Consider the following 21354-nt stretch of genomic DNA (forward strand, 5'->3'; position numbering starts at 1 on the left):
GCGTTTTCTTCATGCAGGAGCAGTTAAACCTGGCTCGTTACCTCGCCAGCTTCAGAACGTTATTTATTCCCTCGCGCGCTCGGAATAACGTCCCTCAGCGTATGAAGAAAACACTCCCGGATTTAGAGTGTCTGATATTCCACCAGTTTTAAATCTGGCACCAGTACTCCACGCGATCGAAATAACGACCCCTGAGCGACGCAACTTGCCGCTCCCAGAACTCGTCTAAGACTCGCGGCGTTCGCGGTACATGCCCAGCGGGCCCGCATCCGCATAAGCCTGCGCAGTGTTGTAACGGTATAGGCGCGGCGGGCGGTGGCGGGTACCTTCAATGCGCCGCCCGGTATCAATAATCGACTTTGAGGCTGCAATCTGGCGGCGGAAATTCGCGGGATCCAACGGACGGCCGAGAATTGCCTCGTACACCTCACGCAGCTGTGCCAACGTAAACTCATCGCCCAAGAACGAGTGCGCAATACGCGAATATTCGACCTTATTCTGCAGGCGGTACAGGGCGTACTCCACAATCTCGTTGTGGTCGAAAGCCAGCTCGGGAAGCTCATCTACCGGGAACCAGCGAATATTTTCGTGCACGCGAGTCTGCGAAACCTCAGTCGCCGGGATCGAGGCCCAATAAACCACCGAAACCACACGCTCATGATCCGCCCCAGGCGCCGGAACCGGCGTGCCGTTGATGCGCGCCGCACGCGCCTCCGGGGCACGCAAAACATCACCGAACGCATACAGCTGCTCAAGGTACCCGGGCTCAAGACCGGTCGCGCGCTTGAGCGTGTACCCCGCCGCCTGCTCTAGAGACTGCTGGGACTGCAAGGGGCCGCCGGGAAGCGCCCACTGACCCTTATAGGGCTCGCGCAGGCGGCGCACCAGCGGCAGCCAAAGACTTGGGCGCGCACTATTCTTTTTGTGGCGTAATGCAAGAATCACGGTAGAAACCGCTAATGAAACCGAACTGTGGTCGGCCTCGTGCTCTTCGGGGACCTCAGCTGCGTAATGTGGTGATGAGTTCATCCATGACTCCTGTACTTATTTTTGTGTGCCCTATAACCATTTTAAGGGTAAAAACGGCGTTACACGACTTACGGCGCGCGCATCCGGCGGATACGCGCGCTGCATGGTTGGACTCTTGAGGTAAAGCGGCTAATTCTCGATGTTCAGCTCGCCCATAGCGCCCCAACTATCGCCGTCGATCTGGCGGGAGATAATCTTCGGAGTCTCTCGCAGAGCCGGGCGCATATCGGTCATAGCTTGAGCGAAATGTGCGGAGTTCACATGAGCAGCCGCGCCGTCGTCCTCGAACGCCTCTACCAGCACGAACTCGTTCGGATCCTCAACGCTGCGCGACCACTCAAACCACTTGTTGCCGGGTTCGGCACGGGTTGCCTCGGTGAAGTTGCGGGTTAAATCCAGCCATTTTTCGGTGTATTCGGGCTTGACGGGAAATTTCACAACAATAAAAATCATAACGACTCCTAATACGCAAGATACGGAACACTTCTATTCTTTCACAGGATGCACTCGCGCGGGCAGAGCTCTAACGCGCGAGCAGGTCGGATTCCGCCGACAAGGTAGGGTTTTCCTACCTTCTCGGGCCAAAAACCACCTGCTCGCGGCTAGTCGTGGGGTGTTCACGGGCGTAGGGTTAAAGGTATGACTAATGCACAGATAAAGTTTCTTGAGACGGATCCCGCCATGATCTCCGCTGAAACGGTTCTGCGGGCGGCTGCGAGCGATGTGTACGCCCTAATCGCCGACCCCGCCCGCCACACTGAGCTTGACGGAGGCGGTTCGGTGCGTGGGCTGATATCCGGCGACACCCCCGAACTGCGCGAAGGCGATACCTTCACCGAAAAAATGTTCCTGGGTTTCCCATACCGTATGTCTCCTACGGTCGTGCGCGCCGAGAAAAACCAGATCCTCTCTTGGCGCATGCCCACCGACCACTACTGGACCTGGGAGATTGCAGATAACCACGACGGCACCGTGACCGTGCGTGAAACCTGGGACGCTTCCGAAGCGAAATTTTTTGGGTTTATCCCCGCTGCGCCCGTATTCCGTAGGGTTGGTGTGTTCGCGCGTAACCGCCGTAATATTGGGCTGTCGCTGGCGAAACTGCACCGCACTTTCGAGGAGTAAGAGGCTGTTTCTTGCCTGCTTCTTCCCTGCGAGCAGATAGTATTTCGACGAAAAGATAGCAACCTGCTCGTCGAAATACTATCTGCTCGCGGTGTTATACCGCCGATACGAACACTACCGCGCCGCGCGCCTGAGAATGTCGAGCGCATCCAGCAGGATATCCCGATCGGCCTTGATGCGTTTGCGTGCCGCCGGGTTTGCCATGCCTCCCGCAAACGCTGCACTGTAATACATGCCGTCCCCCAGCAAAAGCACGGTGCGCGCCATCTTATCGTCCCCAATCTCCGCGCGAATCAGCTCATACCACTGCCCCTGAATCTCGTCCATGAGTTCGCGTGCCGCCGGGTTCTTATCCTGTGCCAACCGCGAGAGGGCAACCAGGCATATATCGAATGGGGTGCCCTGAAAGGTTGAGGTGTTGATGTAATAGGCACTGGCCCCCTCGGGTGCGGCGCGCATCTTCTCAAGGTCTTCGTCTGCGTAGGTGCGGGTGCGGTCTAAAAGCGCCTGAAAGAGCGCCTTTTTCGAGCCGAAATGATAGAGCAGACCGCCCTTAGAAACTTTCGCTTGGGCGGCGACCGCATCAAGGGTGGCGGCACGTTCACCGGCCTGTACCAGCAGGTGTTCATAAGCGTCTAGAATCTGCTCGCGCGAGTTGTTGGCGCGGGTCGCACGGGGTTCGGATGCGCTGGCTGGGGTAGTCATAATCACCATTCTACGGATTAGAAACTTTACCGTCTAGTTGGTATAGTTAGTGTGTCCGTGGTTGCCTGTATGGCGCATCCTCACTACCCCAAGCAAAGCCTCTAGCAGCAACCCCTCTGCGAGCTATGAGCACTTGCCGCCCGGCGCATCTGCCGCAAGTGCCGAAAACTCCCAGATGCGTGTGAACACAACGATGAACAACTCATACCCCGTCACCGAGGCGCTGCCTATTCACGCGCCCGATCAGAAAATCAAACGGTGGATTGCCTTGACCGTGCTCATGCTGCCGGTGCTGCTTGTCTCGGTCGATAACACCGTGCTCGCATTCGCCGTGCCCTCAATCGCGCAGGCGCTCGAACCATCTTCCAGCGAGCAACTCTGGATCGTAGACGCCTACTCGCTCGTGCTCGCAGGGCTGCTCGTGCCTATGGGAAGCCTGGGGGACCGCATCGGGCGGCGTAAAATCCTGCTGATCGGTTCCGTCGGGTTTGCAGTTATCTCGGCACTCGCCGCATTCGCACCCACCGCCCTGTTGCTTGTCATCGCCCGCGCCGTACTCGGGTTCTTCGGCGCCATGCTCATGCCCGCCACGCTCTCACTCATTCGCAACATCTTCCGTGACCCGAAAGAACGCCGCACCGCAATCGCCGTGTGGGCGGCAGGCTTCTCCGCCGGTGCAGCGCTCGGCCCTATCGTGGGCGGATTCCTGCTGAGCCATTTCTGGTGGGGGTCGGTGTTCCTCATGGCGGTACCCGTACTCGTACCGTTCCTTGCCCTCGCACCCATGACCGTGCCCGAGTCGAAAGACCCAAACCCCGGCCCGCTCGATATGGTGAGCATCCTACTGATTATGATCGCCATGATCGGCATAACCTTCGGTCTCACCCATATTTCTGAGGCAGGCGTGGATGCGCTCGCGCTCAGTACCGCCCTTATTGGTGCCGTGTTCGGGTTCTTCTTTGTGCGCCGTCAGCTGCGCCGCGGGCGTGCGGGAACCACCCCCATGCTCGATGTTCGGCTCTTCAAAAACACCGTGTTTACCGGGGGGATTTTGGCGAACCTGTTCGCCATGTTCGTAGATGTTGGGTTCCTGCTCTTCGTCTCGCAGCATTTGCAGCTGGTTTCGGGGTACTCTCCCATGCAGGCTGGACTGTTCCTGATTCCCGGGCTGGCGTGCACCATTGTTGCGGGCCTGTACGCCGCTAAGCTCGTTTCACGATTCCACCCGGCGGTGATTGTGTCTTCAGGGCTTGCCTTGGGTGCCCTCGGGTACCTGTTTGTGGTGTTCTTCGGTTCGCGCAACGACCTTCTGCTCATGCTTTCCTTCATGTTCCTAGGGTTGAGCGTGGGCGCGGCGCAGACCATCTCGAATGACCTAATTCTTTCCAGCGTTCCAGCGAATAAAGCGGGTGCTGCATCGGCGATTTCTGAGACAGCCTACGAGTTCGGCACCGTGCTGGGTACCGTGGTGATTGGCGGCATGCTGACCGCAATTTACCGTGCACAGGTGACGGTTCCCGCCGGTCTTAATGCGGATGCGGCCCATGCGGCAGGTGAAACCCTCGGCGGCGCGACCGCAGTTGCCGGGCAGCTTCCCTCGGATCTAAGTGCCGAGTTGCTGCATTCGGCGCATGCCGCGTTTGACTCGGGTGTGCTGGTGACCGCAACCTTTAGCGCCGTGCTTCTGGCGGTGCTGTCGGTCTTCACTTACCGGATGCTCCGCTCGGCACCCGCCGAACTGGAGAAAGCAGAGCACTAGAAAAACTCCGGTGCTAAAAAGAGCCTTTATGTAAATAAAGCGGTAAAAAATACTCTTTATTCACATAAAGGCTCTTTTTATCGCGGAGGTAGGCGCCGGAAAGACCGCAGAAGACCCATAATTCAGGGAAGGAAATTTTACCTGGAAACCAAATGAACGCAGCAGGAAGAAGCTCAGATGTTACGGTAGAAGTACCAGCTTCAGCGAGTAGGTGCCGCGTCAGCTTACGCGTTCTTTGCCGCCGCATACGCGCATCCAGGCTACTAGGATGCGCACAAGGGCAGCCGCTACAGTCGCCGCGCGCCGGGAGGATAACCACGTGGATATTAAAGACTGGATGGCGCCTATGGTCACGCTCGCCATCGGTGCCAGTACCATTTTCATCTCCTATAAAAACTACCAATCACAAACCCAGGCCAAACCCTCGGAACTTGCCCGCTTAGAGCTGTGGAGCAAATTGCTTGCGGAAGCGGGAATTGATATTGGCGACCTGCCGCCCGAGGATGAACTTACCGCCGAACAGCGCGAGATCCTTGAAAATTACCGGGTTTTCCTCAAGCGGGCATCCCTCGAATCGAAGCTGCGTAAGGTCGGTATCGAGAATAACCGCCTGTTCAATCTTCTGATGAAGCGCGCGCATTCTCCCGTAAAGCCTACCCCCATCGGGTTTGGCGACTCCATTATTTACTATCGTCTTATTCTGTGGCTTTTCGCATTTATTTGGATTCCGATAGCCACTATTTTCTTGGGTATTCCGGTGCTGATCTCGTTCGGTGCGTATTTGTACCGCATGTTTGTAACCCGCAGCGGTGGTAGTTATGTGGACTATTCAATTCCGGTTGGCTCGCTCGTCATTATCATTATTGGGCTTCTCGCCGTTGGCGGGCTCTGGTACCTACAAAACAAGATTCGTTCGGCGATTATCGCCAATAACGTGTATTTCTATTTCTGGGACACCTACGGCGCCAAGCGAGGCAGCCGCGATTCCGTGCAGGCGTACACCGAGCGGCTGACCGCAAAAACCTACTCTGACCTGCTCTTTATCGGGCAGCACGAGTTCGCGCAGCAGTTCCGCGAGAACATGTACATGGCGGGTATTCAAGAGATTGATGAATATCCGCGCGTGCTCAGCGATGTGGGCATGATTCCGCGTAACCACCAGGTAGTTGAGGCGACCGCAGACTACAACTGGCTGGACCGCATCATCAACTGGATGCGCGCCAAAATCGGCATGGAACCGAAACCTGCACGCGTTATCTACACTCTGGAACGTAAACCGCCGAAGGGTGCGGGGGCAACTGCGACATCCGGGCTTGACGTGCAGCTTCATGAGCTCAAACCGGGCAAGAAAAAGCGTTTTAGGCGCAAGCGCAAGAAGGGTCGGGTGCTTATGCAGGCTGAACCGGCGACGGATGCGGTGCCCCTCTATACCGAGCACCCTGACGATGCGGCGAATGACGCCTCGGAGGCTGAGTCCGCGGCAGCTTCGCAGCCTCAAGTGGTGAACGGTCCAACTCTGACCGACGAATTGGTAGAAGACCTCAGTACCGGGCAGATCCCGCTGGTTCAGGTTCGCAGAGAGCAGGGGCAGAAGAAGTCGTCGCAGAATGCGGGTTCCGGGGATGCTGGCTCGGCAGAAACGTATGACATAGATAGTGCCGCTGATAGTGCCCGTGCGGATTCCCCGAAATCGTCATCGGAAGGTTCGTCTGAGTAATACGTGCGTACTTGGATCATAAAAAGGCTCTTTGTTTAAACAAAGAGCCTTTTTAGTATTAAATAAAATCAAAACTATTAGATTAAAATATTATTTTTTAAGAATGTTCAGGGAGATTCCACGGAATACCCAGGCTATAAGTTTAGGGTGAATCCATGACTACTAATAAAGACCTTCCAAAACCTGAGCATGGAACTATCCAGGCTCAAGATATTCATGAGATAGAGAAAGAATCTGAGGCAGATTCGACTGAGGAGCAAAATTCGTTTCATGCTGGTTTTATAACTGTGCAGATCATTAGGCTAGTGCTCGAAGCTGCGCTTCTCCAGAGTACGTTAATTTCTTCCCTTTCTTATAATATTAGGTCTAGTGGTTTTCTAGGTTTTCTTTTTATTCTCACTCTTTTTTCGCCCTTTATTATACATATTCCATTGCAAATTGTGGCATGTATAAAGATGATTTGGGGAACTAAAACCGCGTGGATCTTGGGGACAAACGCCTATGGTCTGCTCGCTGTTGCGCCTCTTGCTGCTTTTTATACATCGTTCATTATAGGGGTAACGGCTTCAAATGTGGATGTTCAACCATTACGGTGGATTCTAGACGCCTGTGCCCTTGAGGCGATTATAAGTGTTTTCATGATTATTGTAGTGATTATATATAAATGGAAAAGGAAAAAATTATCATCTCACAACAAAAATATGGGTGTGGATAAAGGTTCAATATCGAATAATACTTTATCTGGTTTCAAGAGCGCGGTATACGAAACGGACGATTTAAAAACTCTGAAGAAGCACCGTGAAGAGCCGGTAGTAGAGGTTCCTTGGCAGCACGTTAACGTTAGGTCACAGAAGAAAGATTAGGGCGAACACCATGAGTACCGATAAGAATTTTTCAACCGCTGATAATAATGACCCGCAGCCTCCCGTGGAAAAGCAAAGTGCATCGAATAATCCGGAGAATTCCCAACAAGAGCCAAAATATACACAGCTGTATGGCTTAGAAGGTGCCGACGGTAAGATGTCCCAGGCATCCCCGGGGTCTCATGGTGCTGAGGGAAAGGAAGAGCCTCATAAACGCATATCACAACAGTTTGATATAGACCCCAACACCCGCGAGCCTCTTCTCATCGCACAGGCTATCAAGAATATTCTAATTATTATTCCTGCGCTTATCATACTGGTTTTTCTTGTCGGTGGATTTATTTTCGGTTTGATTCATGAGATTGATAATATTTCCCTGACTATCATAACTATTTTAATCATTATTGCACTGCCCTATATAGTTCACGTTATCTTGCAGATTGTCGCGTTTATGCGGTTTAGGAAATCAGTCAAGTTTCGGTGGATACGAGGTGTCAATATTTACGGCCTTATTGTTGCCCCGATCTCCGAGGTTACCTATGTGCCGTTTATGCTAGAGCGGATTCTTAGGTCATATTCATCTGACGGGAGCTCTCTTGCAATAGTGGGGGTTATGGTAGCCCTTTACGAGGTTATTTTGGGCATCTTAATGATTGTTGTCACGACAAATAGTATTAAAAAGACAGACAAATCTTCAGAACAAAAGCAGCATGAGGTATCCGAAGGGGTGCCTGATGAATCGCTCTAGAATCCCTTTGCCTTCGGCTGCACTTGGCGATTCCACGCCCAAAATCCCGTTCCGTAAATTCCTTTTGGGTACACGCGTAAGGTGAAGACAAGTCGTCGTTAAGAGCATACGCGGTGCTATGGTTGAGCTACCAACGACACCACCGAAACACATAGAGAGGAGAGCATGATGCGGCAGCTTTACGCGGCGCAGAAAATCTTCAAAATTACCGACCACTATGTCGTCACCGACGAAGGCGGGTACACGGTATATCAGGTTGATGAGAACTACCGGGTTCTTGGCAAAAACATGAATGTGACGAACGTTGAGACCGGCGTGCAGTTCACGCTGGAGCGGCAGCTTGGGCTCGGTACCGTTTTCAATGTTGGCTTTTCCACCGGCGACCAGCTGCATATGCGCAAACGGTTTAAACTCGCGGGGCTCAACATAGAGGCCTACCTCAACCAGACTCCGCTTCAGATCGGGGGTAGTTTCTGGGAAGGTAACTTTGAGATTGTTCTTGAAGGAGGTATCGTCGCCGCTATTCACAAGCCTAGGTTTAAGATGCGCGACAAATATCAGATCACTGTGTACGACCAGCGTTTTCAAGACGTTGCTATTGCAGTTCTCATCGTTGTTGATTATCTATCTGATCAGCGGCAGAAGAACAGGCCTAGAATTAGTTTTCACGGATCCTAAAGTCCCTATGCGTCAGGTTTGATGAGGCGCGAGCAGATAGTATTTTGGCGAGCAGATAATCGATTGTTATCTGCTCGCCAAAATACTATCTGCTCGCAGGGATTAAAGCGTGCTTATAGATATTTACTTATTGAAACACCTAAGAAAAAATATTTAAAACATGAAGTGTTTATAAAAACTTACGAAGCGTGGCGTTATATTTTTATGTGACATGCCCGAATAAGAAATATGACATTTAAAAATTTTGAACAATGACCACTCTGACATAGAGCATAAAATACATGAATTTTTGTCTCGCGCGATGCAGCAAAACAGCCTCAAAGGGTTGAAAACTCGCCCGTGTAGCTTCTACGGTAGGGGCAGAGGCGTTCAGGAAAGCACTGCACAGTAAATGCATTATATGAGGTGGCCAAAAATCACTTTGAGATGTGTTGCTGGTATGCAGCTCTTGCAGATATATTCTGAGCGCTCTAATAAAATCCTCGCTCCGGAAGAGGAAATGTCATAATCCCACGCCTTCTTTTATGAGGCGTTCACAGATAGTACGCATTCAAAATTCGCTTTTGTAGCTCTACAGTGGCGAGTGCGTGTATCCAACCACCATGTGAAAGGAAGATAAGTAACATGACTCTCGAAAATACCGGACTTTCTCGCCGTAAGCTGTTGCGTACTACCGCCATTGGTGTACCTGCCGCTGGTCTACTCGCTTTCGGCTCGACCCTTGTGACCGCACCGAGCGCAAATGCTGTTGATGTTGACGGCTACTGGGGCTCGGGAACATCATTAGGATTCCAGCAGTTTATGAATACTGTCAGGGGTTCCGGTTTAACGACTGATGGTGTAATCAGCTCGCAGCCCTCAAGCTTTGCCCCTTCCTGCTCCGGCATCGTCGGTGGCTGGGAGTGGGTGGAGAACTCTCAGGCATCTGGTTCCCCAGCAATTGTGGAGATGCAGAATTGGTTGGGTGTAAGCGCAGATGGATTATTTGGTGCTGAGACCGTGAGTGCTTTGCAGACCCACTACGGTTTGACGGTTGACGGGACACTGGACGGACCTTCGCCTACGATTCAGGCTCTGCAGAACGAGATAAACCAGTACGTCATCAGCGACCATACCAACGACCATATGAATGATGTGATAAAGAAATTATTTAATTAGCAACGCACACGTCGATATCGCACTCGATGGGGCGGAGGTTGATACCGTTGCTCCGCCTCATCGAGGCTTTTTAACTTCCTGCACCTGAAAAAATATATGTAAAGGAGGACATTCCTGATGACTCTCGAAAATCCTGGACTTTCTCGCCGTAAGCTGTTGCGTACTACCGCTATTGGCGTTCCTGCTGCTGGTCTGCTCGCTTTCGGCTCGACCCTTGTGACCGCACCGAGCGCAAATGCCCTTCAAGCTGATGGCATCTGGGGTGAAGGAACGACAGTTGCGCTTCAGCAATTCCTAAATCAGGCACTTGGGGCAGGTCTTGAAGTAGATGGGCTGATCGGTAGTCAGCCTGCCTCTGCACAGGAAGAATTGGCTGTTTTTGGATCCGGTTGGGACTGGGTCTCGGATAGTGATGCTTCCGGGTCTGCAACTATCACCGCTATGCAGAACTGGCTGGGAGTCTCAGCGGATGGTCTGATAGGTCGGCAGACGCTCTCTGCTCTGGGCAGTTACGAGGATCCGGAACTCGGTCGGGAAATAGACGAGCTAAACCGTGAGTTGGGTGAGCTTGGCCGATTTGTTGAGGGAGTCGGCGAAGACGTGCAGCGTAAATACGAAGACATTAAAAATAAGCTGAAAGAACTCTACGAAGAAGTTATCCGTAAGTTGCAGGACATGCTCGATAAATTATCAGGTAAACCTGATCCTGAAGCGCGTAAATGGTTTGAAGAGCATCGGTAAAAGTTTTCGCGGTACTTGGACGGGGCATGTTTCTGCTTAAGAATTTTGCCCGACAAGGCATTTTTCAGCTCTCTGTACTTGAAATATACGCAAAGGAGGGTATTCCTGATGACTCTCGAAAATTCCGAACTTTCGCGCCGTAAGCTGCTGCGTACTACCGCTATCGGCGTGCCTGCTGCAGGTATGCTCGCTTTCGGCTCGACCCTCGTGACGGCAACGAGCGCGAATGCGATTGATGTTGACGGCTACTGGGGTTCGGAGACCTCGACAGGTTTTCAGAAATTTCTGAATGCCTTTCTGAGTGCTGGATTAGACGTTGACGGCATGATCAGCTCTCAGCCTTCGAGCATGGCTTCTTCCTGCTCCGGCATCGTTGGTGGTTGGGAGTGGGTAGAAGATTCTCAGGCCAAGGGATCTCCCACTATCGAGTTGATGTTTATGTGGCTGACTCATGATCCAGACGATACTCTTGAGGCAAAGACGCAAGAAGGGAATGCGTCTTTGGCCCGAGAAGGCGAACCTTTGCACAACAACCAAATTTCGCCTACACACATCAAGCTCATGCAGGATCATTATCGGCTTACCCGCAGTGGCATTCTGGAGGCTCCATCGCAGACCATTAAGGCCTTGCAAAAGGAGATCAACCAGTACGTTGGCTAATCCAATGTGACAGTTCTTCACGTGTCGGGAGGGTGGATCGGTCATCTAGTGGTATATCCATCATCCCGACAAGGAAGACCTCTTCCAGCTCTAGCTTTTTGTATCTGAAAATACGCGAAGGAGGGTATCCACTATGCCGAATGAACATTCTGGTATTTCGCGTCGTCGTTTGCTGCGCACCGCATCCGTAGGCGTTCCCGCCGCAGGCGTTCTGGCGCTAGGGTCCAGCATCGTCAGCATTCCGGCTGCTCAGTCGCTTGAGGCTGATGGTTATTGGGGTTCCGAGACAACCTCGCAGCTTCAGAAGTTTTTCTTCAATATATTTGCGCAGGAACTCGGTCAGCCTACATACGGGTATGAAGACGGTGTCGTGAAATATCAGCCTGTATCGCAGCAGTCCGCAAACCCCGGGCTGGGCAGCGGATGGCAGTGGGAATCCGATGGGGGAGCGCAAGGCTACGACTTCACCATCTATTACCTGCAGCGTTGGCTGGGCGGCGTGGAAGCTGACGGAACGATTGGCCCCAATACCATCAAGGCTCTGCAAAATCATTACGGTCTCACGGCAGATGGTCGCCTAGATGGACCTTCAGAGACTATCAAGGCTTTGCAGAACGAGATTAGCCAGTACGTCGGTTAGCTCTGCGTGAGATTTGATGATGCGTGAAAAGCACGTTGGTGCTTCTCTGCGGACATATATTTTCATCCTGAAGGAGAATAAAATGACGAACGAACATTCTGGTATTTCTCGCCGCAGGCTGGTGCGTACCGCTGCTGTAGGCGTACCCGCCGCGAGTTTGCTGGCTTTCGGCTCCACTCTGGTGACCGCAACAAGTGCGAGTGCGGTTAGCGTTGATGGTTACTGGGGCGAGGAAACCTCTGCAGGGCTCCAACGCTTTATGAATGCCGTGCGTGGGGCCGGGTTGTCGGTGGATGGAGTTATTAGTTCTCAGCCATCAAGTATGGCTCCATCCTGCTCGGGTATCGTCAGCGGTTGGGAATGGGTCGATGATGCACAGGCCTCTGGTTCCCCAACCATGCTGGCCATGTATCAGTGGCTAGGATCCGGAACTAGCTCGCAAAATATTTTCCTCAAAGTCCAGAGCTGGGGTGCGAATGTAACTGGCTACAGCATCACAGGCGTTCATATCAAGCTTTTACAAGAGCATTATGGCCTGACGGCGGATGGAACTTTAGATAGTCCATCACCGACTATTGAGGCTTTGCAGAATGAGATTAATCAGTACGTCGGTTAAAACCCGGTGTTGCTCTTTCACCGGTTTTTTATAGTGCACAGTCCTTATTGAACTATTTAGGAGAAAAAATGATACTTCGTAAGTCTGATCGTCCTCGCCGTAAGTTGATGCGCGTAACCTCGCTTGTGGTTCCTGTCGTGGGTGCTCTGCTAGCGCTTGGCTTTATGACGGCTCCGGCGGCTAATGCAGCGATTGCTGATAACTCGACAGGCGCAATGCAAGCAGAATCTGAGAAGCTTCATCAAGAAGCCCGGGACGCTACAGATCTAGCAAATAAGTTTGACCAGGATAACATCGCGATTAATGATTCTGCCGCTGCGGATCTGCGTGATGCTGCGCAGAAGGCTGAAGCGATGGCTCAAGAACGAGACCAGGCAGTTCAGGCTGTTGAAGATGCTGATCGTGACGCCGCCAGCCTCTTTGAATAAATAATTCGCAACTAAGTTGTGTGAAGAAGTGATATTGGGGCTTGTGAGCTTTTGACTGGTGCCAAGATTGCTTCAAACCTTTTATGAGCCTTAGTTGAGGAAGGAGTATTATGACTCTCGAAAATACCGGACTTTCCCGTCGTAAACTGTTGCGTACTACCGCCATTGGCGTACCCGCTGCGGGTATGCTCGCCTTCGGCTCGACCTTGGTAACCGCGACGAGTGCGAATGCGCTTGAGGTTGATGGTTACTGGGGAAGTGAAACTACACGTATGTATCAGAGGCTCGCTGAGCTTGAGGTGGTAGATGGCATCGTCTCAAGTCAGCCTGCGTCTCAAGCGAGTGCTAACCCTGGGCTGACGAGTGGCTGGGATTGGGTTTCTGATGATGCCGCCTCCGGTTCAGAAACCATCAAAGATTTGCAGCGCTGGCTCAAAGTGACCCAGGATGGGCTCATGGGCTCGCAGACTATATCTGCACTTCAGGCGCGTTATCACCTCCCTCAGGATGGGGTATTGAGCGAGGAGTCTCCCACCATTAAGAAGCTTCAGTCAGAGCTTATCGCGGTTACCTATGACTAATTCAACATACTGAAAATACATCGGTTACCCGATTTTTCTCCGCAATTTCTATATATGTGAGGAGGATAAAAATGATGAACGAACATTCTGGTATTTCTCGCCGTAAGTTATTGCGTACTACCGCTATTGGTGTTCCTGCTGCGGGTATGCTCGCCTTTGGCTCGACCCTTGTGACCGCGACGAGTGCGAATGCGCTTGAGGTTGATGGTTACTGGGGTACGGAGACGACGGAACTTCTCCAAAGTGTCCTTATGCAAGGGGTTCTTGGTCAGAGCGATCTTCTTCCTTTTGGGGATCCTTCGGGGACTATTTCTTCTCAGCCAATATCACGTGCTGAGGAGAACCCCGGTCTGGCTTCAGGCTGGCAGTGGGTTTCCGATGAACAGGTGAAGGGTTCAGGTACTATCGCTAGGTTGCAGCGTGAAAAGCTGGGCTTCGAGAAAGGCGATGGGATTATTGGTCCTCAAACGATTAGTGCTTTGCAGACCTGGCTTGGGCAAACCGCTGACGGCGTGCTTGACGGACCTTCGCCGACGATCGAGGCTCTGCAAAACTATCTGAACTCTCAGGCAATTGAGGCCTAAAAGATAAATTATCGCGAAAATGGCGTGACATGTTCTCACCTCGTATGTGGTGATGTGAAGAAGGAATATTATGACTCTCGAAAATACCGATCTTTCCCGCCGTAAGCTGTTGCGTACTACTGCCATTGGCGTACCCGCTGCGGGTATGCTCGCCTTCGGTTCGACCCTCGTGACTGCCCCGGCAGCAAATGCTCTTACAGATGATGGGTACTGGGGCTCCGAAACAACGGTTGAGCTGCAGAAGCGTCTCAACAGCATAGCTGCCGTAAACTCTGCGGTGGAGGGCGGTCTTTCCCTCGATGGGCAGATCGACAGTCAGCTCGCATCCCAGTCAAGTGCTAATCCCGGTTTGACGAGCGGTTGGCAGTGGGTTTCTGACGATGCCGCCTCCGGCTCAGACACCATCAAAGATTTGCAGCGCTGGCTCGGGGTGGGTGCTGATGGTTTGATCGGACCCTCTACAATCAGTGCTCTGCAGAGCTGGTTGGGCCAAACCGCAGACGGGGTTCTTGACGGTCCCTCACCGACCATTGTCGTGTTTCAGCGCAAGCTTATTGAAGGTAACTACTCTTAAGGCGTGAGAACCTACACAGCACACAGTCTGTAACCTGCTCGACAACACGGTAGTGCATAACCGTACCCTGACTAAAAAACGTGTTCAGGTGAGTTACGGTTAAAAACTACCAACCGGTTTACCGGTTTCGCATCATGAGGTGCGGCGTTGGCGCTTATCCTAATGGCGCTGACTCTGCACCTCATGGTGTTTTAACACCGCATAAATAAGGAGGACATATGACTGAACTGGGTACCTCACGCCGCCGATTCCTGCGCGCCGCCGCTGTTGGCATTCCCGCTGCGGGCGCGCTCGCGGTTGGTTCGACTCTGACCGCTCCGGCTGCGAACGCTGCGCAGACTTCGTCAACCCCGTCGAATCAGAACCAGAACCCCGAAGCTCAAGGCGCGGCAACCAACGCGCAGTACCTCAGCGAGAAGGCGAAGAACTTCCATATTCTGCTTGATATGTACAAACAGGCTGGCGACGCGGTAGACGCAACACAGCTGACCCAGGAGGCGCAGCGCATCCGGGGTGCGGCGGACGAATCAAACAGCCCGTTCCCCAGCAGGCCCGTCTCGTGGGCTGGTGTTCAGCTGGAACGGGACAGGATGCAGCTCGCCGCCAAGATCAACTACGCCGCCATGCGTGCCGAAGAGCTAGCCGATGAGCGTACCCGCGCTGGCGGGGGAGTGCCGCAAGGTCGGGATGCGGTACGCCAGGCTGCACAGAGGCGCGTGATCTATCGTGTGCTCACCAGCGCATCCCGAGACACTGATGCGCTGGTGACCAAGCTCGAAAACCTGGCGAAGGGTCGGTAAAGCAACGCTCGTCTTGAGCAGATTCCTGCATAAAAAGGCTCTTTATTCCAATAAAGATGGGGAAAACCCGCTTTATTGGAATAAAGAGCCTTTTTACAGTGCGCAACCCCCGGTAAACATGGCTGGCTCCGGGAAAGAGAACGAAAGGAACCCCTCCGGGAAGGACGGTAAAGAACCCGGAGGGGTTAGCTTAGGGGGGGGCTTACACCCTACTTCTTAATCGGTTCGCGCGAGATAACAACCTTCACCGCATTATGCTCGGCGGCATTTGCGAACAGGTCGTATGCCTCCTCGAACTGGTCGAAGGTGAAGTAGTGGGTTGCCATCGCCTTTGCGTTCAGGCGGCCCGAACGCACCATATTCAGCAGGTTGCCCACGGTGTTGCAGTTCACCAGACCCATGTTGATGTTTACGTTCGAGATCCACATGGTGTTAATCGGCAGCTCCACCGGCTTGCCGTGCACACCCGCGTTCGCAATATTGCCGTAGGGGCGCACGATCTTGGTGCAGGTCTCGAAGGTCTGCGGCACGCCCACAGCCTCAATCGCCACATCCACGCCCAAACCGTCGGGGGAGAGGGCCTTAATCTTCTCGATAAAATCCGGATCGGCGGCGTTTACCTTATCGGTTGCGCCCAGTTCCAGCGCCTTGTTCATGCGGTTATCGTCCATATCGACGGTAATCACACGCCCGGCACCACACAGGTTTGCCGTCATGATCGCGCCCAGACCCACCGGACCTGCGCCAATAACCGCAACCGTATCGCCCGGCTTGGTGTTGCCGTTGAGAATACCCATCTCGAAACCGGTCGGAAGCGCATCCGTGAGGAAGAGAACATCTTCGTCGGTCAGTCCCTCGGGAACCATGTGAACCGACGTCTCAGCGTAAGGAATGCGCACATACTCAGCCTGGGTGCCGTCAATCATGTACCCGAAAATCCAGCCGACACCGCCCACGGTCTGGCAGTGCGAAGGCTTATTGTCCTTACAGTATGAGCACTTGCCGCAGTTCGTGACCGCCGGAATAATGATGCGGTCGCCAACCTTCAAATCGGTGACCGCAGAGCCGACTTCGGTAATCGTGCCGATAGCTTCGTGGCCCAGGATGCGCCCTTCTTCAACCTCGGGAACATCACCCTTGAGGATGTGCAGGTCGGTGCCGCAGATGGTGGTGGTATCAACGCGAGCAATGACGTCGGTGGGTTCAAGGATGGTGACGTCTGGAACTTCTTCCCAAGCTCGCTTGCCTGGACCGTGGTAAACAACTGCCTTCATGGTGACTCCTAACTGAGATTTTATGAGGGGCTGTAGCTACAGCATCATCGCTTATAGTCTCAACCTATCAAGAGTTCTTTATAGGTTGTACCTTCATTAAACCGGAAAAATCCCTAACTTCCTAGATGTTACGCGGATTACATTTAAAGTTATGGTGACTGTAAGAATGGCATGCTTATGCGCGATGCGCTCTATACCGTGAGCAGGTGGTTTAGGTGCGCCGTGAACGTCGAAAATAGCCCTACGCTTACGGCCTCAGCCGTTGTTCCGGACTATATCTGTGCTGTATAGTTAGGGCAGTGATGAACCCATACTGGCAGGTCTGGGTACCTCACTGCGATGGCGTTCATCAACTAGATCTACCAATTGATAACGTCTACTAGGTTAGCAATCGCCCGGATCACGCGTGCTAGTGCATTTAAGACACGCGCGATGTCACGGGCGATTTTGCGTTTAAACGTGAGCAGGTGGTTTTTGGTACGAGCAGGTAAGATTTTCCTACCTGCTCGGTCAAAAACCACCTGCTCGCGTACATGCACGAGGGGGAGCGATACCGCACGGGTACCGCCTCATAGCTTAGATACTTGCGCTATGACCCACCTTCACGTGGCTGTGACGATCACGCTCAGCATCGTGATAATCCGACTTGAAGCCCTTGAGTACTACCTCAATATCGTTCTCCTTCGCATAAACATTGGAGAAGTCCTCAATCAGCTCCAGCACATCGCTGGCGATATACGAAGAGTTCTCGGCATTGATCGTGACCTTCGAGCCGGGGCGAATATTCTTCAGCGTCTTCTTAATAGCCGCCTTGTTCAAGAACGACACCTCTTCCGCCAAATCCAGCGTAATTTCGTCGGCCTCTGCAAGCTCCTCACGGCTGAGGTAGTAGGCGCGCTTCATATTGCCCTGCAGCACGAAGAAGATACTGATCGCCAGACCAATACCCACGCCCTCCAGAAGGTCGAGGGCAACCACAGCATCACCGCGCGGTGCCGGTAAAAGCCCTCATGGGCGGCAGAAAAACACGACGATAAACGCAGGGCCACGCGCCTCGTAAATGGTAGGGTGGTTGCTAAAAATAGGCTGCATATGGGGGATAGCATGGCGGAAAACTATACATACCGGGATATTGCCAGCGGTGAAGCATTCCGCGAGCACCTGGGCTCACTGGGCTGGTCGAAACCACGCAAAAATCAGCCCGGATTCACCCAAGAATACGGTGAAGACCTCATATTTCGGGCTGCTTTTCTCTACGCAACATTCAACCATACGCCGGGGAACTACAGCGGCATCCCGGCGTTTTATGTGATGTCTAAAAAATGGCGTAAAACCCTGCGAAAAATATCGGCACACCTCGATCAGCCTCTTAAATCTGTGCCCTCCCCGCATGACGGCGATATGTACTTTATAAGCGTTGGCCACCCCCGCTACCACGAATTTGTAGATCACGAAGCGAGAATGACTTACCTGAGGCCCGACGGGACACTCAATATAGAAGCATTCACTCGTTTCAGCACCGCCGCTCATCGGTTCATGGAAACCTTTGATCTGGCGGACTATGTGGCGCTCACCGAGCAGGAGCTGCAGCAGCAGCGCCTCGATACTGTGCTGCCGGATGTGCTCGGGTATTTGTCCGTAAACACGATGAACGACCTGCGCGATGAACTCTACCGGAACGTACACGCACATCTTACCGACCGCGGCGCCACGCTCTTCGCGGATCAGCACGTGCTGCGCCGCCGGTGGGATGTTATCGCAGACTATTTCTCGCTGACCTGACAGGCGACGGTGAGAGCCTTGAGACGGGCACGGCAAAGCCTAAACCGGCAGGGAACGGGCGGTCTCAGGAATGCGCCTGACTCGCTGGCGCATCCAGGTAAACACCCACACCAGCACGAAAGCGGCGACCATCGTCAGCACAATCGTGCCGCCAGTCGGCAGGTTAAACGCCCACGAGAAGTACAGCCCCACCGTCGAACACAGCACGCCGAAAACCGGTGAGAACAGCATCATAGTGCCTAAACGGCGGCAGGTAAGCCGCGATGCGCTGGCCGGAACCACAATGAGCGCAAGCACCAGTACATTCCCGAGCGTCTGCAAAGAAATCACCACGGAAACCGTCACGAGCACATACAGCAAAATATCCAGCCACAGCACCGGCAAACCCAACGCGCGAGCACTTTCACGATCCAGGCTCACCGTCACCAGCTGCCGATGAAATAGCCACAGAAGCAGCAGAATCCCGGCGGACATAGCCGCCGCCTGGGCAATATCGCTGCCTGAAACCCCCACAATCGAACCGAACAGGAAATCCTGAATCGACCCCGAATACCCCGGTGCCAGCGAAATAATCACAATACCCAACGCGAACGAACCGGCAAAGAAAATACCGATTACCGAATCTTCTCGCAGCTTCTGGTTCTGACTAAAAATAGCCACCAAAACCGCCGTGATAACGCCCGCGATCAAGCCCCCGAACACCAAGTTGCCGCCGATAACGAACGCAACCGCCAAGCCGGGAAACACCGAGTGGGCAACCGCATCACCAATAAAAACCATGCCGCGCATCATCACATGGCACCCCACCACGCCCGTCACCAAAGAAGCCAGCGTCACTGCGGCGAGGGCGCGCGGCAGAAACGCCAGGGAAGGGTTGAAAAGGTCAAACAGGAAATCGAGGGGAGTAATCATGCTGCTGCCTCCTGCGAGGTTATACGATGACCGGCAGGATGCCCCTGCCGGGTGCCGCCGGTCGAGTCGCCGTCTGCGCCCGGTACAAGTATCTCGGGCGATGGGTTTGTGCCCGCGCTTCCGCCTTTACCTGTGCTTTCACCCTCGCCCGCAAGTTCGCGCCCGTGCACCCAGGCGTAAAGCTGCTGCGGCGAAAAATCCTCGGCTTTGCCGTCCAAACTCAAGGAACCGCGCACCCCGCACAGCCGCGAACAAGACTCCTGCGCTGCCACAATATCGTGGGTAGACATCAGAATCGTTACACCCTCACCCGCCAGCTGCCGGTACAGCTTAGTGAGCGCGGACTGGGTGGGCGCATCCACCCCCGTGAAGGGCTCATCAAGAAGCAAAAGTGCCGGTTCAACCGCGAGAGCACGCGCCAGAAGCACCCGCTGCCGCTGCCCGCCGGAAAGCTCGCCGATGGGACGGTTCTTCAGCGGCATTAAATCCGTGCGTTCTAGGGCGTGAAAAACCTTAACCCAATCCGCGGTTTTAGGGCGACGAAACCAGCCTATCTCGCGGGTTCGCCCGGTCATGACCGCATCCTCGACGGTGATCGGGAAATCCCACTGAAACTGGTGCTTCTGCGGCACATAGCCGATGCGCGCCCGCGCGGTGCGTGCAGTACTGCCCAGCACCCGAATACTCCCTGAGGCAGGATGCAGCAGCCCCATAATGGCACGTAACAGCGTGGTTTTTCCGGCACCGTTCGCCCCGAGAAGACCCACAAATTCGCCGGGGTTCAGGGTGAGCGAAAAGTCCCGCAGCACCGCCCGCCGTCCGTACCCCGCGTAGAGGTTTTGGATGCTCAGCGTCGGATTTTCACTCTCTGGCGCAGGGTCGTTTTTGGAGCCTAGCACGTTGGTACCTTTACTCATCCCGCGTGCCCTTTCCACTCGCCATGAAGCGCTCGGCCTGCGCCTGCGCGGCCTTATTACGGCGCATCATGAAGAGCCCCGCTGCGGCAAGCACCGCCACAGCCCCCGCGCCGAGCGCCACCGGCAGGACAGGGAACCCGCCGGATGAGGCTCCCGGACTATCGGAAGCAGCCGCAGAGTGCGCGCCCTCCGAGTCGCCCGCCGGTGCCTGATCTACGGCCTGCTGTGCCAGAGCGTACACCTCGTCCGCAGTCACCGAATCCCCGATGGCGAACTTCATATAGCGGGTATCGGAAACAACCGAACCATCCGCAAGTTCCGCACGGGCCGTCACCTTCAGCAGATAGGCGCCGGGCTTGGTAAACACCCAATTGGCGTGGGTATGCGTGTTCTTCTCAACCCATATATCCTGCGGCTTGTGCTTGGACGAATCCCACAAAACCTGCGGCTTCGAGAAGTTCCCATTCTCCAGGTACAGCGTGAACTGCCCCGGTCCCTGAACCTGCTCTAGGGTGAGGGTGACCCCGCGCGAGGTTTTCTGCACAAGCCCCGGGTCCTGGGTGGTCCAGCCAGGCCAGACGACCCCCTTCGTCTCGGTCTGCGGAATCACATACACCTGCTCGCCGGGCTGTGCACCCACAAACGAATAACGGTCATCATCAGGAACCTTGCGCAGAGCCGCATCGGAGCCGCGGTACAGCACATCATCCACGCTGCGCCAGATGGGTGTAGCGGCATGATCGTCATGGATCATGAGCTGAAACTTACCGTCGGTAAAACGTGGACCCATATCAACATGCCCGCTCGAAATTTCAGTGCGTCCCGTGCCCACCGGCTGCTCGGGTGAGAGCGTCTGCTGCAGAGCCTTCTGCTCTTTACTGAGGTTATCGCTCGTGGCTGCCGTGCTTGACGATGCCCCCGGCGCGGGCGTGTGATCGGCATATGCCGGATTGGCTATAGAGGCTGTGAGACCCACGCATAAAGCGAGCGAAATAACCTTCTGAATAGTTTTTATTCCAAAAATAGAATATTTCATGTATGTCTTCTTCCTCAACGTTGATGG

Annotated in this window: 25 protein-coding genes; 17 read left to right on the forward strand and 8 right to left on the reverse strand. The window is 53.9% G+C overall.

All coding sequences use genetic code 11. The annotated features are described in order from the left end of the window. Nucleotides 1-225: 225 nt before the first annotated feature. Entirely contained in the window at nt 226-1029 is an 804-nt protein-coding gene (locus tag HMPREF3016_RS02615) for an NUDIX hydrolase (RefSeq protein WP_004006338.1), read from the reverse strand. A 129-nt stretch (nt 1030-1158) separates the two neighbouring features. Beyond that, the gene (locus HMPREF3016_RS02620; protein ID WP_048751111.1) at nt 1159-1482 is read right to left on the reverse strand and encodes a putative quinol monooxygenase; all 324 of its coding nucleotides are present in this window, start codon (nt 1480-1482) and stop codon (nt 1159-1161) included. Between the two features lie 186 nt (nt 1483-1668). Here HMPREF3016_RS02620 and HMPREF3016_RS02625 point away from each other — a divergent pair, with 186 nt between their 5' ends. After that, on the forward strand, nt 1669-2154 hold the full coding sequence (locus tag HMPREF3016_RS02625) for an SRPBCC family protein (protein WP_048754697.1): 486 nt from the start codon (nt 1669-1671) through the stop codon (nt 2152-2154). A gap of 114 nt (nt 2155-2268) precedes the next feature. Here HMPREF3016_RS02625 and HMPREF3016_RS02630 read toward each other — a convergent pair whose 3' ends face one another. Then, nucleotides 2269-2859 carry a TetR/AcrR family transcriptional regulator gene (locus HMPREF3016_RS02630; protein WP_070448440.1) on the reverse strand — a complete coding sequence of 197 codons (591 nt, stop codon included), beginning with the start codon at nt 2857-2859 and terminating at the stop codon, nt 2269-2271. A gap of 193 nt (nt 2860-3052) precedes the next feature. Here HMPREF3016_RS02630 and HMPREF3016_RS02635 point away from each other — a divergent pair, with 193 nt between their 5' ends. The 15 genes from HMPREF3016_RS02635 (at nt 3053) to HMPREF3016_RS02710 (ending at nt 15406) form a co-directional block, all read left to right on the forward strand. Continuing rightward, entirely contained in the window at nt 3053-4618 is a 1566-nt protein-coding gene (locus HMPREF3016_RS02635; RefSeq protein ID WP_048751119.1) for an MFS transporter, read from the forward strand. 268 nt (nt 4619-4886) lie between these two features. After that, the gene (locus HMPREF3016_RS02645; protein WP_070739955.1) at nt 4887-6335 is read left to right on the forward strand and encodes an NADH dehydrogenase; all 1449 of its coding nucleotides are present in this window, start codon (nt 4887-4889) and stop codon (nt 6333-6335) included. Between the two features lie 155 nt (nt 6336-6490). After that, a complete protein-coding gene (locus tag HMPREF3016_RS02650; protein ID WP_070739958.1) occupies nt 6491-7198 on the forward strand; it encodes a hypothetical protein in 708 nt (235 codons plus the stop codon). 10 nt (nt 7199-7208) lie between these two features. Then, nucleotides 7209-7946, forward strand: a complete 738-nt coding sequence (locus HMPREF3016_RS02655; protein ID WP_070739961.1) for a uracil phosphoribosyltransferase — start codon at nt 7209-7211, stop codon at nt 7944-7946. 165 nt (nt 7947-8111) lie between these two features. After that, nucleotides 8112-8624, forward strand: a complete 513-nt coding sequence (locus HMPREF3016_RS02660; RefSeq protein WP_070520301.1) for an LURP-one-related/scramblase family protein — start codon at nt 8112-8114, stop codon at nt 8622-8624. Between the two features lie 624 nt (nt 8625-9248). Continuing rightward, nucleotides 9249-9782: a peptidoglycan-binding domain-containing protein gene (locus tag HMPREF3016_RS02665; protein ID WP_070739964.1), complete on the forward strand. Its 534-nt coding sequence runs from the start codon at nt 9249-9251 to the stop codon at nt 9780-9782. A 117-nt stretch (nt 9783-9899) separates the two neighbouring features. Beyond that, nucleotides 9900-10523, forward strand: coding sequence for a DUF4795 domain-containing protein (locus HMPREF3016_RS02670; RefSeq protein ID WP_004006348.1), 624 nt, complete (start codon nt 9900-9902; stop codon nt 10521-10523). Nucleotides 10524-10631: 108 nt separating this feature from the next. Next, nucleotides 10632-11183 carry a chemotaxis protein CheA gene (locus HMPREF3016_RS02675; RefSeq protein WP_070739968.1) on the forward strand — a complete coding sequence of 184 codons (552 nt, stop codon included), beginning with the start codon at nt 10632-10634 and terminating at the stop codon, nt 11181-11183. A 133-nt stretch (nt 11184-11316) separates the two neighbouring features. Then, nucleotides 11317-11823: a peptidoglycan-binding domain-containing protein gene (locus HMPREF3016_RS02680; RefSeq protein ID WP_070739971.1), complete on the forward strand. Its 507-nt coding sequence runs from the start codon at nt 11317-11319 to the stop codon at nt 11821-11823. A gap of 82 nt (nt 11824-11905) precedes the next feature. After that, nucleotides 11906-12439 (forward strand): hypothetical protein, encoded by a 534-nt coding sequence (locus HMPREF3016_RS02685; protein ID WP_048752763.1) that lies wholly within the window; start codon nt 11906-11908, stop codon nt 12437-12439. A gap of 68 nt (nt 12440-12507) precedes the next feature. Then, nucleotides 12508-12867 (forward strand): hypothetical protein, encoded by a 360-nt coding sequence (locus HMPREF3016_RS02690; RefSeq protein WP_239661949.1) that lies wholly within the window; start codon nt 12508-12510, stop codon nt 12865-12867. Between the two features lie 110 nt (nt 12868-12977). Next, a complete protein-coding gene (locus HMPREF3016_RS02695; RefSeq protein WP_070739974.1) occupies nt 12978-13448 on the forward strand; it encodes a lysozyme family protein in 471 nt (156 codons plus the stop codon). A 71-nt stretch (nt 13449-13519) separates the two neighbouring features. Further along, nucleotides 13520-14032 (forward strand): muramidase, encoded by a 513-nt coding sequence (locus HMPREF3016_RS02700; RefSeq protein WP_070739977.1) that lies wholly within the window; start codon nt 13520-13522, stop codon nt 14030-14032. 70 nt (nt 14033-14102) lie between these two features. Continuing rightward, nucleotides 14103-14606 (forward strand): peptidoglycan binding domain-containing protein, encoded by a 504-nt coding sequence (locus HMPREF3016_RS02705; RefSeq protein WP_070739980.1) that lies wholly within the window; start codon nt 14103-14105, stop codon nt 14604-14606. A 218-nt stretch (nt 14607-14824) separates the two neighbouring features. Beyond that, nucleotides 14825-15406, forward strand: a complete 582-nt coding sequence (locus HMPREF3016_RS02710; RefSeq protein WP_070739983.1) for a hypothetical protein — start codon at nt 14825-14827, stop codon at nt 15404-15406. Nucleotides 15407-15615: 209 nt separating this feature from the next. Here the strand turns inward: HMPREF3016_RS02710 and HMPREF3016_RS02715 are convergent, their stop codons facing one another. Beyond that, nucleotides 15616-16680, reverse strand: a complete 1065-nt coding sequence (locus tag HMPREF3016_RS02715) for an alcohol dehydrogenase catalytic domain-containing protein (RefSeq protein ID WP_048752740.1) — start codon at nt 16678-16680, stop codon at nt 15616-15618. A gap of 576 nt (nt 16681-17256) precedes the next feature. Then, nucleotides 17257-17658 (reverse strand): SulP family inorganic anion transporter, encoded by a 402-nt coding sequence (locus HMPREF3016_RS02720; RefSeq protein WP_004006358.1) that lies wholly within the window; start codon nt 17656-17658, stop codon nt 17257-17259. Between the two features lie 126 nt (nt 17659-17784). Here HMPREF3016_RS02720 and HMPREF3016_RS02725 point away from each other — a divergent pair, with 126 nt between their 5' ends. Then, nucleotides 17785-18462: a hypothetical protein gene (locus HMPREF3016_RS02725; protein WP_070739986.1), complete on the forward strand. Its 678-nt coding sequence runs from the start codon at nt 17785-17787 to the stop codon at nt 18460-18462. A 39-nt stretch (nt 18463-18501) separates the two neighbouring features. Here the strand turns inward: HMPREF3016_RS02725 and HMPREF3016_RS02730 are convergent, their stop codons facing one another. From HMPREF3016_RS02730 to HMPREF3016_RS02740, 3 genes are read right to left on the reverse strand one after another with little or no spacing between them, the layout of a single operon-like run. Then, nucleotides 18502-19374: an anchored repeat-type ABC transporter permease subunit gene (locus HMPREF3016_RS02730; protein WP_070739988.1), complete on the reverse strand. Its 873-nt coding sequence runs from the start codon at nt 19372-19374 to the stop codon at nt 18502-18504. Then, complete coding sequence (locus tag HMPREF3016_RS02735) at nt 19371-20291, reverse strand: anchored repeat-type ABC transporter ATP-binding subunit (protein ID WP_070739991.1); 921 nt, start codon at nt 20289-20291, stop codon at nt 19371-19373. The genes HMPREF3016_RS02730 and HMPREF3016_RS02735 overlap by 4 nt, the downstream gene beginning before the upstream one ends. Further along, complete coding sequence (locus HMPREF3016_RS02740; protein WP_083315867.1) at nt 20284-21327, reverse strand: choice-of-anchor M domain-containing protein; 1044 nt, start codon at nt 21325-21327, stop codon at nt 20284-20286. The genes HMPREF3016_RS02735 and HMPREF3016_RS02740 overlap by 8 nt, the downstream gene beginning before the upstream one ends. Nucleotides 21328-21354: the final 27 nt, after the last annotated feature.

Source organism: Rothia sp. HMSC065D02, from assembly GCF_001815285.1.
Taxonomy (GTDB): Bacteria; Actinomycetota; Actinomycetes; order Actinomycetales; family Micrococcaceae; genus Rothia; species Rothia dentocariosa.